Origin of the sequence: Pseudactinotalea sp. (assembly GCF_048594945.1) — a bacterium.
Classification (GTDB): domain Bacteria; phylum Actinomycetota; class Actinomycetes; order Actinomycetales; family Beutenbergiaceae; genus Pseudactinotalea.
The window spans coordinates 1-12,126 of sequence record NZ_JBMDXJ010000242.1; the positions used below are offsets into that span (position 1 = coordinate 1).

At 68.5% G+C, this 12,126-nt stretch carries 13 protein-coding genes and 1 pseudogene; 4 read left to right on the plus strand and 10 right to left on the minus strand.

Features of this window, described 5'->3' with window-relative positions:
• The 9 genes and pseudogenes from ACOJSN_RS10465 to sigJ all read right to left on the minus strand — a co-directional run.
• Positions 1 to 369 (minus strand): annotated as a pseudogene (locus ACOJSN_RS10465) (glycosyl transferase); the annotation flags it as partial.
• Between the two features lie 22 nt (positions 370 to 391).
• Positions 392 to 1,636 carry a glycosyltransferase gene (locus ACOJSN_RS10470; protein WP_420112439.1) on the minus strand — a complete coding sequence of 415 codons (1,245 nt, stop codon included), beginning with the start codon at positions 1,634 to 1,636 and terminating at the stop codon, positions 392 to 394.
• A gap of 16 nt (positions 1,637 to 1,652) precedes the next feature.
• Positions 1,653 to 2,837: a hypothetical protein gene (locus tag ACOJSN_RS10475; RefSeq protein ID WP_420112440.1), complete on the minus strand. Its 1,185-nt coding sequence runs from the start codon at positions 2,835 to 2,837 to the stop codon at positions 1,653 to 1,655.
• A 2-nt stretch (positions 2,838 to 2,839) separates the two neighbouring features.
• Positions 2,840 to 3,298, minus strand: coding sequence for a nuclear transport factor 2 family protein (locus ACOJSN_RS10480; RefSeq protein WP_420112441.1), 459 nt, complete (start codon positions 3,296 to 3,298; stop codon positions 2,840 to 2,842).
• Positions 3,295 to 4,110: an SDR family oxidoreductase gene (locus ACOJSN_RS10485; RefSeq protein ID WP_420112442.1), complete on the minus strand. Its 816-nt coding sequence runs from the start codon at positions 4,108 to 4,110 to the stop codon at positions 3,295 to 3,297. The genes ACOJSN_RS10480 and ACOJSN_RS10485 overlap by 4 nt, the downstream gene beginning before the upstream one ends.
• Before the next feature lie 95 nt (positions 4,111 to 4,205).
• The gene (locus ACOJSN_RS10490) at positions 4,206 to 4,712 is read right to left on the minus strand and encodes a GbsR/MarR family transcriptional regulator (protein WP_420112443.1); all 507 of its coding nucleotides are present in this window, start codon (positions 4,710 to 4,712) and stop codon (positions 4,206 to 4,208) included.
• Positions 4,709 to 6,325, minus strand: a complete 1,617-nt coding sequence (locus tag ACOJSN_RS10495) for a hypothetical protein (RefSeq protein ID WP_420112444.1) — start codon at positions 6,323 to 6,325, stop codon at positions 4,709 to 4,711. The genes ACOJSN_RS10490 and ACOJSN_RS10495 overlap by 4 nt, the downstream gene beginning before the upstream one ends.
• Positions 6,322 to 7,245, minus strand: coding sequence for an ABC transporter ATP-binding protein (locus tag ACOJSN_RS10500; protein WP_420112445.1), 924 nt, complete (start codon positions 7,243 to 7,245; stop codon positions 6,322 to 6,324). The genes ACOJSN_RS10495 and ACOJSN_RS10500 overlap by 4 nt, the downstream gene beginning before the upstream one ends.
• Positions 7,246 to 7,299: 54 nt before the next feature.
• Positions 7,300 to 8,187: an RNA polymerase sigma factor SigJ gene (gene sigJ, locus ACOJSN_RS10505; protein ID WP_420112446.1), complete on the minus strand. Its 888-nt coding sequence runs from the start codon at positions 8,185 to 8,187 to the stop codon at positions 7,300 to 7,302.
• Between the two features lie 165 nt (positions 8,188 to 8,352).
• Here sigJ and ACOJSN_RS10510 point away from each other — a divergent pair, with 165 nt between their 5' ends.
• The 3 genes from ACOJSN_RS10510 to ACOJSN_RS10520 are packed head-to-tail and all read left to right on the plus strand — an operon-like array spanning position 8,353 to position 10,159.
• Positions 8,353 to 8,706: a DoxX family protein gene (locus ACOJSN_RS10510; protein ID WP_420112447.1), complete on the plus strand. Its 354-nt coding sequence runs from the start codon at positions 8,353 to 8,355 to the stop codon at positions 8,704 to 8,706.
• A gap of 22 nt (positions 8,707 to 8,728) precedes the next feature.
• A complete protein-coding gene (locus ACOJSN_RS10515) occupies positions 8,729 to 9,373 on the plus strand; it encodes a TetR/AcrR family transcriptional regulator (protein ID WP_420112448.1) in 645 nt (214 codons plus the stop codon).
• A 6-nt stretch (positions 9,374 to 9,379) separates the two neighbouring features.
• On the plus strand, positions 9,380 to 10,159 hold the full coding sequence (locus ACOJSN_RS10520; RefSeq protein ID WP_420112449.1) for an alpha/beta fold hydrolase: 780 nt from the start codon (positions 9,380 to 9,382) through the stop codon (positions 10,157 to 10,159).
• Positions 10,160 to 10,229: 70 nt separating this feature from the next.
• Here the strand turns inward: ACOJSN_RS10520 and ACOJSN_RS10525 are convergent, their stop codons facing one another.
• Positions 10,230 to 11,126 (minus strand): SDR family NAD(P)-dependent oxidoreductase, encoded by an 897-nt coding sequence (locus ACOJSN_RS10525; RefSeq protein ID WP_420112450.1) that lies wholly within the window; start codon positions 11,124 to 11,126, stop codon positions 10,230 to 10,232.
• A gap of 98 nt (positions 11,127 to 11,224) precedes the next feature.
• Between ACOJSN_RS10525 and ACOJSN_RS10530 the strand changes: the two genes are divergently transcribed.
• Positions 11,225 to 11,890, plus strand: a complete 666-nt coding sequence (locus ACOJSN_RS10530) for a TetR family transcriptional regulator (protein WP_420112451.1) — start codon at positions 11,225 to 11,227, stop codon at positions 11,888 to 11,890.
• The last annotated feature ends 236 nt before the right edge of the window (positions 11,891 to 12,126 follow it).

Genomic DNA, 12,126 nt, shown 5'->3' on the forward strand with positions numbered 1-12,126 from the left:
GACGGCGGGGACCCGCCACCGGTGCGCCAGGTGCCGCCCCCACCAAGCGAGCGGGCCGTCATGGATCACCAGGTCCGGCGGCTCCGCCTGGACAACCTGAGGGAGCACGCACTGGGTCTCCTCGATGAGCAGCCGGAGAGCCTGGGACAACCCCTTCCCATGCAGCTGGGGAACGCGCTGGTCGGCCAGGTCCGCCCACGCGGAGCGGTAGGGCACGTGCTCGGCGCCGGTCTCGCTGATCCGGGTCGCGAACTCGGCGGTCGCGGACCAGGTCACCTGGTGGCCGCGGCGAACCAGCTCGCTCACGAGTCCCAGGGCGGGGTTGACGTGCCCCGCCGCAGCCGGTGAGTAGACGGCTATGCGCGCCATGGGTCAGACCTCCATCCGGGCGTCACCAGTAGCGGCCGGAACTGATGGCCTCAGCCACCGCTTCGGCCCCGTCCTCGGTCGCCAGGCGCGCAGCGACGTGCTCAGCTCGCACGCGGAAGGACTCCTCGGACGTGGCGCGCACCACCGCGGACGTGAGCCTGTCACGGTCGAGCCGCCGCAGCGGGATCGACGTCGGCGCGACACCGAGATCGACCAGCCGGCTCGCCCACAGCGGCTGGTCCGCGGCCAACGGCAGCGGGACGGCCGGCAGTCCGGCACGCAGCCCGGCCGCCGTGCTCCCGGCGCCCGCGTGGTGGACCACCGCACTCACCTGCGGAAGGAGCCACTCGTGCGGCAGCGCATCGACCGGCAGCAGCCCATCGTCTGCGTGTGGCTTCAACCCCGCCCAGCCGGCCTGAACGATGCCGCGCCGACCCGACGCCGCGAGGGCGGCCCGGATGGTGCTCAGCTGCGCCTGTGCGTCCGTGGGGGTCATGCTCCCCAACGTGATCAGCACGGGCGGTTCACCGGCTGCCAGGAAGTCGGTCAGCTCATCGCGCGGACGCCACTCTCGATCGGCGACCGGCCACCAATAGCCGACGACCGGACGCCACTCCGGCCAATCCGTAGGAGCCGGCAGCACCGACGGGCTGTAGCCGTAGACCGTTGGCCAACGGCTCTGCTCCAAGCTCGCGAAGTGCCGGCGGATGCCGATGGGCGCGAGCCCGAGGTCACGGCGTAGGTCGTCTGTCGTGGACTTGAACGGTAGCTGTCCCAGGAGCCGGACCGCGCGAGCGGAGGCGCGATTGCCCCACCCGCCCAAGGAACGCTGCGTCAGAGTCCAGGGCGGAAAGGCGGCGGTGGGGTCCATGGGTTGCAGGTAGACGCCCATGCTGGGGATCTTCAGAGCTTCCGCGACGTGGATGCCCTGCCACGCCATGACCGAGAGGAGCAACATGTCGCTGTCCGCTGAGGCGCGAACGATCGCTTCCCCGATGGCCCGCCAATGCCGTCGGTAGAGGCCGATGTTGCCCGTTGAGCCGGCGGCGCTGGTGCGCAACGCTCGCTGCCCGCGTTGCGAGCTCAGCTCCCGCGTCATGTCCATCGGCAGCGGACTGAACCCCGCGCCCCGTGACCTGACCAGCTCCTCGAACTGCGCGTGGGTCGCGATCGTCACATCGTGACCGTCGGCGCTCAGTCTCGCGGCAAGCCCCGTGAACGGAAGGACATCGCCAGTGGAACCGATCGTGATGATCGTGATCTGCATCGAAGGCTCCTCGCCATCAGGTGGTGGTACGGGCGACCGGCTGTGCGGCCGTCGGGGCTGTCCGGCGGAGCCAGTAGGCGAGCACGGCCGCGCCGAGTGCCGGGCCCCAGAGGTAGAGGGGAAACACGAACAGCTGCAGTAGCACCGTCGTCGGGTCATCGCCGGTGACGAACGGCATCACGAACATCCCGGGCGCAGACAAGGTCACCGCCGCCGCCACGGTCCCGCCGATGAGGGTCACCACTCGGACCGGGACCGGCCTCCCCGCCACGATGGGCAGCCACCGCGGGAACACCTCACCCCACCGGAACGTCAGCCCGAGCACGAGCAGCACCGAGCCTGCACACGGCAGGATGAACATCGCACCCTGGATGCGAGTAGCGGGGTCCATCTGGTCGATGACGAGCTCGCCACTGCCACCGCCCATCGGCCAGGGTGTCAGCCAGGTGAGGCGGAGCAGTCCGAACGGCACGGCCCCGAGCGAGGCGATGATCGTCGCGACCCGGCCCCATCGCTCGACGCGGGGTGGCACCATCCAGGCCGCTCGCCCGGAGGACCTGCGGAACATCTCGTGCGCAACCGTCCAGAGCCAGCAGGCGGCTGCGCCGGCCATGGCCCACGACCACGCGACCGGCGCGAGAAACGACACGAACCCACCGATCGTGTTGGTGAGATAGGTCCGGACGAGCGACACAGCGCCGTCGAGAGACCCAGCGGCCCAGGCTGCACCGACGCCGAGCACGACGATCATCAGGATGAGGGCCCCGGTTCGCGGCCAGCGGATGACGAGCATCACCAGAAACGTGATGACGAGGAACGGTGCCATCAGGCCGGCGGCGTACCCGAGTGAGGAGAGCAGACTGGCATCACCGAGCACGAGCGCGAAGCCGGCGGCCTGCAGCGCGGACCCGGCCACGACGTACCGCCCACGTGCCCTCATGCCGACCACGACGATGCCGAGCACGCCCAGCGTCAGCAGGATCGTGGCGCCGAGGACCAGGGGCATGAGCGCGTTGAGGCCCGTCGTCACGCGGCTGTCCGGCCCGTAGGGATACGTGGTGGGCACGGCCAGCCAGACCACGGCCACGGCCACGGCGGCGACCGAGACCACCGAGGCCCAGACCCAGGCACGTGGCGTGGCGGTTTCCGCAGCCAGGGTGCGCGCGGAGAGGTGCGTCGCAGGTCCGGGGTGTGGAGACATGACTAGTCGTTCAAGGGAGCGGCGAGCGCGGCGGGATGTCCAGCGTCAGCAACCGCGGCGAGCGCGCGTTCGAGGACCTGCAGGTCTTCGAGTGTCTCGACGGCGACCAGCCTTCCCCACGCGAGCGTCATGAACTGGAACACCGTGTTCTCGTACCGCACGCCGCCGGGTAGATCGCCCGACACGGTGGCCCGTACCGCGATGCGTGTCCGCCACGGTCCGCCGTTGACGAGGATGTCGCGGATCTCGAACCGAGCTCCTGGCAGCAGGCTGAAGACTCGGTTCCACCAGCGGATCATCGACTCGCGCGTGGTGCGCCGGCCTCCCAGAGCGTGGTCGCCGTGGAAGCGGTACTCGAACGAGGGCGCCAGGCCATCGACCATGGCCATCGGGTCACCAGCGTTGATCCGGTCGAAGACCGCTCGCACCTGGGTTCTGACGATCCACTTGTACATGCTCATCCCCGTCTCGTGGCAAGCGCCGACTCTGTGTACTTGTCGCGCAGATAGTCGCGCCAGGGACGTGTGCCCCGTGGCTGGGACTGCGTGGTCAGGTGTCCGGCGCGGAACCTCTTCCCGAGCTCGCCCGGGAGGCGAACAGGCAGCATCGCTCTGCGCTTTCCTGTGGCCGCCAGCCACTGCTGCGCCGCGGTGCGGAGGTCGAGAACCTCAGGTCCGGCAAACTCCTCGATCGTTCGAGTGGGACCGGCGCGCAGCGTCGCCACCACTCTCGACGCCACGTCTGCGGTGTCGACGGGTTGGGCGACGACTCGCCGGTCAGCGACCATCACGCCCGTCCGGGCCATAGCTGAGAGGGCCTGGTCCACGAAGTCGTAGAACTGCCCGAGCCGCAGAATGGTCCACGGCACCGGGCCCTCACGCACCAGATGCTCCGCCGCCACCTTGGTGCGGAAGTAGCCCCACGGAATCCGGTCGCACCCGACTATCGAGGTGTAGACGAACTGCGTGACTCGCGCCAGTCGTGCCTCGGCGAGGAGTCGGCTCGTCCCGCCGAGCTCGACCTCACGGGTGTACGAACGGCGGTAGGGAGCCGAGGCGAGATGGATGACGGCGGTCGCTCCCGCCGTCGCGTGTTGAAGGCCGGCACCGGTCGCGACATCGCCGACGACCCACTCGACCGCGTCGGTCGCCGGGCGCGGATGCCGGCTGAGGGCCCGCACTGTCAGGCCCTCAGCGACAAGCCGGGCAACGACGGCGCGGCCGAGCATTCCTGTGGCGCCGGTGACGAGGATCGTGTTCTGTGCCCCACTCATGTGGCCCGTGAGGTGGACGATCGTGCTCTCCGTTCTCTCGTGGACGTTCTGCAGGTACGACGACGTAGCGAAGGAGAACGTGAGGCGTGACCGCTCTACTCCTCGCGTCGAAGTTGGTCCCACTCGTTGAGCAGATCGGGAAACTTGCGGTGGAGGAATCCGTAGAAGTCGGCCATCTCCTGGACCCGTCGGCCCGCAGGCGTGTCGGGTCCGATCGCCGCGGGACGGTCCTGCGCGAGTCCCGAGAGCTCGCCGTAGAGCGAGCGCCTCGTCAGCGTCGCGGTGTACCAGTTCGGGGCGAGGGCGTACTTCCGTCGTCGGGTCCCGGGGAGCGACCCCACCCGAAGCACCTGGACGGAGAGCAGGTAGCGGATCGCTCCCGAGACAGCGGCCGGACTGACGTCCAGGACCTCGCTGATCTGATCGGCGGTGAACTCTCCGGTGGGGCTGGTCAACAGCGCCATGAGGAGGCGAGCGGGCATGCGCGGGAACCCCGCGGCATCCAGCAGCGCAGCCAGATCGTCGGAGAACTTGCGAGTCTCGTCGTCGGGCAACGTGTCAGCGCGGGGTTCCCGGTGGTCATCCGCGGGGTTGGGCGTCACGGGCTGAGATCCCTTCTGCGATAGAGGGCGAGGGCAAGCACGATGGCCGTCACCGCTGTCGCACTCATCCAGATCGCGCCACCCCAGTCAGGGTTCGGCATGGTGACGAGAGGCGTGTGCTTGAACGGCGAGACCGCGATCGCCCAGTCTGGCAGGCCGAGCCTGCTGCCGAGCTCGGCGAGGATGATTCCCAGAACGAGCAATGTCCACGCGATCGCACCGGTCAGGCGAGGCAGCGCGGCGAAGATGAGCGCGATGACACCAAGATAGAGCGCCGTCGCCGGCAGCTGTGCGGCAGTCGCAGCCAGCACGTGGAGGACCGTGAGCCCACCCATGCCCTGGGCGAGGTAGACGGCGGCAGCTCCGATCCACGCGGTCACCAGGACCAACCCGACCGACAGGGCGCCCACGGCAAGCACCGCGATGAACCACTGGCCTGGACCGACGGGGGTCCCACGAACGATCTCGACGTTGCCGCCGACCTCTTCGCGCCGGGCGCGCAGGACCACCAGCACGCCTGCGATGGCTGCGCACTCACCGACGAGGACCATGACATAGCTGAGCAACAGGTCGTAGAGAGGGCCATCGCCTCCGACGAGGCCGCGGATCGTATCGCCGATCGCCGCGTTCTCCACGTCTCCGCTGAGGGCGAGAGAGGCGAGGACGGCGGCGAAGGCTCCGATTCCCGTCCCGGCCAGCACCATCGCCACGAGCGTGCCTCGCTGGAGCCGCAGCGTGAGCCGGAACGGCGTTGCCAAGGTCGCCGGCGCGTGTGCCGGACCCGGCGTGGGGCGCACGATCGACGCTCCGAACTCCCGGCGCCGCTCCACCGCGACGGCGGCTGCGACTCCCACCGCCGCCGCCGCAGTCAGCACGAGCAGCGGCCACGGGTTGACGGCACCGTATGGGTCGGCGAGCTGCGCGAGGGTGAACGGCGAGAGCCAGCCGAACAGCGAGGGCGTCTCGACGAACGTCATGGGGTCGATGTCGGCGGTGACGTCGGCGACGACACGCACGGCGAAGAGAGCCACGACGACCCCTGCCCCCAACCCGGTGGCGGCCCGCGCCGTGGGTGCGAGCTGACTGCACACCGCACCAGCCGCGAGCGACAGCAGCCCCACGAGGAAGCAGGCCACCCCGGCCCAGGCTGAGCCCGCCATGTCCGCGCCACCAGCGACGAGGCCGATGACCATGGCCAGGGCAAGTCCCAGCGTCGCGATCCCTCCGGCGACGAACATGGCGATCAGGCTCGACAGGCGTTCCGTCGCTCCCGCGCGCAGCAGCTCCCTGGTGCCGTCATCCTCCTCCGCCCGACCGTGGCGAACGGCGAACAGCGTCCCAAAGAGGGCAAAGGCTGTCGCCAGCACCACGCCGTAGGTGTAGAAGAGGAACGCGCCTTCCGACGTACCCATCGGCAGACCTCGCCCGATCAGCAGGGCGGGGCTCTCGATCGCGACCTCGAGCGAGGCGATGCGCAGCGACTCCTCACCGAAGCCGCTCGCGATGTTCGCGGCGCAGACCGTGGCACCCACCAGGAGGCCCAGTGCCCACAGGAGCAGCTGGGCGCGAGCCCGCCGCAGCGCGACCCGAACCAGCACCCCTACTCCCGTCATCGCGCACCTGCGGTGTCGGGCTCTCCGGCACGATCGTCGCCGTAGTGACGCATGAACAAGGCCTCCAGCGACGGCGGTTCCGCCGTCAGGCCGGAGACCTGCGCCTCGGCCAGGAGCGCCAGCACGGCAGGTGTCTGGTCGGGCTCCACCGCGAACGTGGTGCGAGCGTCGATCTCGACGACGTCGTGGGCGGTCCTGGCCAGCCGATCGCGCACGGCCGGCGGCAGCTGCATCGGGATCGCGTACTCGGTGCGGGTCAGGTGGCGCAGCTCTTGCAGGGTGCCGGTCTCGACTCGACGGCCCTTGCGGATGATCGAGATCCGGTCGGCGACCTGCTCCACCTCGGCCATGATGTGACTGGACAGGAGCACCGACGCACCCTGGGACGCGACTCGCGCGACCTCGGCCTGGAAACGCTGGGCCATCAGCGGGTCCAACCCCGAGGTCGGCTCGTCGAGGATGTAGAGGTCGGCAGGCACGGCGAACGCCGCGATCAGTGCCACCTTCTGCCGGTTGCCCTTGGAGTACGTGCGAATCCGCTTCGTCGGATCGAACTCGAAGTCCTCGATCAGCCGCTCCCGCTCGGACGCGGCTGGCGACTGGCCTCGCAGCTGGATCAGCAGGTCGACCGCTTCACCCCCGGTCAACGACGGCCACAGGTTCACGTCGCCCGGGACGTACGCCAGACGTCGATGGAGCTCCGCCGGCCGTTCCCATGGGCTCTCGCCGAACAGCGAGACCTCTCCACCGCTGGGGCGGTACAGGCCGAGCAGCACCCGGATCGTCGTCGATTTGCCCGCTCCGTTCGGTCCCAGAAGGCCGTGGACATCCCCCTCGGCGACCTCAAGGTCGAGCCCGTCCAGCGCAGGGAACGAACCGAACGATTTCCGTAGACCTGCGGCACGGATCACTGTCGTCATGACTCGAACATACACTAATTTCACATAGTCGTGAATTCAGTACAGATAGCGCGGTCAGGTCCACCCGGTGAGCTTCTGCGGGTTGCGGATCGCCCAGATCCGAGCGACCCGTCCGCCCACGACCTCGACCGCCATCACGGCTGACGGCCGCTCCGCAGACTCGCGGCTGATCAGTCCGGGCTGCCCGTTGACCGTCGTCATCTCGAAAGCCAGGCCCGGCACGTTCGCGCGCAGGTCCACGAGGTAGCGGGCGATCTCCTCGGCACCGGTGACAGGAGCAGTCGCAGCGGCGACGAGACCACCGCCGTCGGGGATCACGGTGGCGTTCGGGTCGAGGACCTCCACGAGTGCGCGGAGATCACCGGTCTCCACGGCGGCCTTGAACAGAGCCACGACGCGCTCGTGCTCGCGGATGTCGACGCGTGCTCTGCGGGAGTCCCGCACACGACGTCTGGCCGACGAGGCGAGCCGCCGGGAGGCTTCCTCCGAGCGCCCGACGATCTCTCCGATCTCGGCAAAGCTGTAGCCGAAAACGTCGTGCAGCGTGAAGGACACCCGCTCAGCGGGCGTCATCGCCTCGAGCACGACCAGAAGCGCCATGCTGAGGGACTCGTCGAGCGAGACCCGATCGGCCGGATCCGCCACTCGGCCGGCACCGGTGTGGCTCGTCCAGCGAGCGAGCTCCGGCACGGGCTCCGGCAACCACTCTCCGACGTACCGCTCCCGTCTCGCCCGCGCGGATCCGAGCACGTCCAGGCAGATCCGGGTCGTGACGGTCACCAGCCACCCGGTCGGCGACGAGATGTGCCGCTGCTCCTCCCCGCTCAGCGCATACCAGCGGGTGGATGCCTCCTGGACCGCATCCTCCGCCTCCGATACCGACCCGAGCATGCGATACGCGATGTTGACCAGCAACGGTCGATCCTCGATGGGTGCCTCCATCGACTCGCTCCTTTCTTCGATACGCCTCGACATGACTGACGACGCAGCATCGACGAACGTGACGCGAGGGCAGGATGGCGCGGTTGACGTCCCGTTCTCCCACGCTACGTCGTCGTACTCCTCGAGCGGCGATTCTCGGTGCCGCAAGAGAGAGGGCCGGAGTCCATGACCATCCTGACCATCGTCACGATCATCACGATCGTTTTCAACGCCCTCGGGGCGCTTGCCTCGTTCGCGCGAGCCCCGTTCATCACCGACACGCTCACGGAGGTGAATGTGCCGCCGCATCGGCTTCCGCTGCTGGCGACGCTGCAAACCGCGGGCGCACTTGGCCTCCTGATCGGGCTGCTGGGGGTTCCCCTCATCGGGCTCGCGGCAGCGATCGGGCTGACGTTGTACTACCTCGGGGCCGTGATCGCTCACCTCAGAGCCGGCGCCTACCGCAGCTTGGCGAGCCCGCTGGTGTTCCTCGGCCTCGCGACCTGGACCCTCATCCTCTTCGCCACCACCGGCGGCTGAACAATCGTGTAGTTTACTGATCATGCGATCAGTAGGGGAGGGCGACCTCACGCGGCGCGCCCGTGTTCGTGACGCGGCACTCGCACTGTTCGCCACGCACGGTTATGCGGGGACCAGTGTCCGCGCGGTCGCGGCGCGGGCAGGGGTCAGCTCGGCCTTGGTCGCTCACCACTTCGGCTCCAAATCGGAGCTTCGCCGGGCGTGTGACGAGTACGTCCTCGCTGCGGTGTTCGAGGACAAGGACGATCTCGGTGCCGCAGACCCTGCCGCGACCATCCGACGGTGGCTGCACGAGGCACGGTCGGCGACGGTGCTGCTCGACTACGTGGTGCGGATGCTCGTGGACGACCCGCACTCCTCCGCGTCGCTGCTGGAACAGCTTGTGGCACAGACCGAGAAGATGATCGACGGCGGTGTGGCAGCGGGGACGATCCGAGAGCACAGCGATCCCCGCATGCTCGCCGTGCTGGTGACGCTGCATGGTCTCACTCCGCTCGTGATGCGACGCCAGCTGGGTGTGCTGCTGGAGGGCGCCACCGATCTGGAGAGCGTGGCCCGGCAGATGGCCGATCCGCTGCTGGAGCTGTACACCTATGGCCTTTACGCCGACTCACAGGTGCTGGATGAGGCCCGGGCTGCCACCGATGTCGCGGGCGGTGATCGTTGAGTGCCCGTGCTGAGCACCCGTGACGGCTCGATCTACTACGAGACCCATGGCGAGGGTCCGCCCCTGCTGCTCATTCACGCCATCAGTGCCGGAGCCGGCATGTGGTCGGCGCAGGTCGACCGGTTCTCACGCGACTACCGCGTGATCGTGCTCGACGCCCGAGGCGTCGGCCGATCGTCATCGATCCGCGGGTGGAAGCGAATCCGTGAGCAGATCACCGAGGACATCCCCCGGCTCCTCAGCCACCTCGGGGAGGAGAGTGCCACGATCTGCGGTGTCAGTTTCGGCGGCGTCATCGCGCAACACCTAGCGGCACGCCATCCGCAGCTCGTCGACCGACTCGTCGTCGTCGACTCCTACAGCGACACGCGGCCCACCTCCGTCAGCAAGGCTCTCTGGCTGGCGTCCGTGTACGCCGGGTCGCCCTCCAACCTGCTGCCACGTCGCACCCTCGCTCGTGTCATGCGAGACCAGTACCGCCGGTGGCCGGACGCGGCTGAGTACCTCTCCGACGCCGTGATGGAGCTGCGCCCGATCGATGCTCTCAAGAGCCGATGCGCAATCAACCTCGTCAACTTCCCGCCGGCGCTCAACGCAGCGAACTACCCGATCCTCGGCGTCGTCGGCGAGAACTCCTGGCCACGATCGATCCGCTTCATGGAGGAGCTCCAACGTGCCGTGCCACGGACACAACTCGTGCGCGTGGCCAACTCCAACGACCCCACACCCCTGTGCCAGCCCGACGCGTTCAACGACATCCTCGCCGAGTTCCTCGGCGAGCAGTAGGCCCGGCAAAGCGAGTTCCCGCCGTACGCGCCGAGGACCACCGGCTGCTCGTCCAGATGGATGGAGTCCATCAGACAGGGAAGGTGACGCCCGTCAGTTCCTCAGAGGCCGCCCAGAGGCGGCGCTGCACGACGGGGTCGTAAGACTCCGGACTGGAGGTCACGGTGCGCGGGTATCCCCGCACCTCGTTGCGGCCTCCTGGGCCGTAGTACTGCCCACCGAGGACAGCAGGATCGGTGGCGGCTCGCAGGGTCGGCAACGCGCCCATCGCCGCGCTCTGTGCGCTTGCACCGAGCCAGGTCAGTGGCACGCGGATGAGCGCCGGAGCACCAGACTTGCGGGCGAGCTCGGTGTTCGACAAGCCGGGATGTGCGGCCACGGCAGCGGTGCTGCCATGAACCGCGAGCCGTCGCTGCAGCTCGTAGGTAAACATCAGGTTCGCGAGCTTGGACTGCCCGTAGGCGCTGACCCGGTTGTATGACCGCTCCCACTGCAGGTCGTCGAAGTGGATCGCGGCCCGGATGCGGTGCCCTGTGCTGCTCACCGTCACCACCCGGGAGCCAGGCACTGCCAGGAGCATGTCCAGCAGCAGCCCGGTCAGAGCGAAGTGGCCCAGGTGATTGGTGCCGAACTGCAGCTCGAAGCCATCATGAGTGGTCTGCTTCGGCGTGTAGAACACCCCGGCGTTGTTGATCAGCAGGTCGATCCGCTGATGTCGCTCACGCAACGCGCCGGCCGCGGCGTGGACCGAGTCCAGCGATGTCAGATCCAACGTCTGCACGGTGACGTCGCCGATCATTCGAGACGCAGCCCGCTCGCCCTTCTTCGCATCGCGCACGGCCAGCACCACCGACGCGCCACGCTTCGCGAGCACCCTCGCAGTCTCAAAGCCCAGGCCCGCGCTGGCCCCAGTCACCACGGCCACCCGCCCCCGCTGGTCGGGAACATGCTGCTCGGTCCACTCCATCCGACTCCTCCTTATGTACCGACGGTTCGTTATCGTGAGAATAAGGGACCGGCGGTTCACTGTCAATCGACCAGTGGTAAATACGCTAGGTTGAGAGCATGTCCTTCCAGCGGGCGCGGAGCGAGGAACAGCGCGAGATCAGGCGCCGGGCGATCCTGGACACAGCGGCAGCGATGCTCGACGAGATGCCGGTGGCCGAGGTCAGCCTCAACGAGCTGAGCCGCCGCGCCGGTCTGGCCAAGTCGGCCCTGTTGCGCTACTTCGAGTCGCGCGAGGCGGTGCTGTTGGAGTTGCTCGACGCCTCCCTGCTGACGTGGCTGGTAGAGCTGTCCGACGAGCTAGCCGCCGGCGTCGACGAGCGCCTGACCGCGGAGCAGCGTGCCAATCAGCTCGCCGAGGTGCTGAGCCGCTCGCTCGCCGCCCGCCCCGTGCTGTGCGACCTGTTCGGGGCACAGACTGCTGTCCTCGAACACAACATCACTCTGGCGGTCGCGCTCCGACACAAGCACGCGTCGATGGACGCCCTCGCGACCATGACCGACCTCGTCCGCCGGCACCTGCCGGAGCTCGATGACGGCGCCCAGATGTTCTGCCTGCATGCCCTGATCTTGGCCGGTGCGTTGTCGGCGTACTGCCCACCGCCAGCTGTGGTTCTCGACGCCTACGAGGCCGACCCCTCGCTGCCCAGACTGAGCCCTGACCTGCGCTATGCCCTCCATCAGGGGCTCCACGCAGCGCTGCTGGGCACCCTGCCCCGCCTTTGACCTGTGTTGTTGGTGGAGCCAGCGGGAGCCGTCGTCACGACCGCCTCGTCCCTCGGCGGCCGTTCCTCCTCCCGAGTCCGGGTGGCTCCTCAAGGACAGAGGCCGCTTCGCGCAAGTGCGAGCGGCCTCTGGTCATTGGTGGAGCCAGCGGTGTCCTGGTTCAGGACACTGTGATGTCGCAGGACATCGGATTGGTGGAGCCAGCGGGACTCGAACCCGCAACCCCCTGCTTGCAA

Excerpts from the sequence above, each read along its gene's own strand:
- ACOJSN_RS10470 (WP_420112439.1), bottom strand. The coding sequence starts at position 1,636 with ATGCAGATCACGATCATCACGATCGGTTCCACTGGCGATGTCCTTCCG.
- sigJ (WP_420112446.1), bottom strand. The coding sequence starts at position 8,187 with ATGGAGGCACCCATCGAGGATCGACCGTTGCTGGTCAACATCGCGTAT.
- ACOJSN_RS10475 (WP_420112440.1), bottom strand. The coding sequence starts at position 2,837 with ATGTCTCCACACCCCGGACCTGCGACGCACCTCTCCGCGCGCACCCTG.
- ACOJSN_RS10530 (WP_420112451.1), top strand. The coding sequence starts at position 11,225 with ATGTCCTTCCAGCGGGCGCGGAGCGAGGAACAGCGCGAGATCAGGCGC.
- ACOJSN_RS10510 (WP_420112447.1), top strand. The coding sequence starts at position 8,353 with ATGACCATCCTGACCATCGTCACGATCATCACGATCGTTTTCAACGCC.
- ACOJSN_RS10495 (WP_420112444.1), bottom strand. The coding sequence starts at position 6,325 with ATGACGGGAGTAGGGGTGCTGGTTCGGGTCGCGCTGCGGCGGGCTCGC.
- ACOJSN_RS10515 (WP_420112448.1), top strand. The coding sequence starts at position 8,729 with ATGCGATCAGTAGGGGAGGGCGACCTCACGCGGCGCGCCCGTGTTCGT.
- ACOJSN_RS10525 (WP_420112450.1), bottom strand. The coding sequence starts at position 11,126 with ATGGAGTGGACCGAGCAGCATGTTCCCGACCAGCGGGGGCGGGTGGCC.
- ACOJSN_RS10485 (WP_420112442.1), bottom strand. The coding sequence starts at position 4,110 with ATGAGTGGGGCACAGAACACGATCCTCGTCACCGGCGCCACAGGAATG.
- ACOJSN_RS10500 (WP_420112445.1), bottom strand. The coding sequence starts at position 7,245 with ATGACGACAGTGATCCGTGCCGCAGGTCTACGGAAATCGTTCGGTTCG.
- ACOJSN_RS10480 (WP_420112441.1), bottom strand. The coding sequence starts at position 3,298 with ATGAGCATGTACAAGTGGATCGTCAGAACCCAGGTGCGAGCGGTCTTC.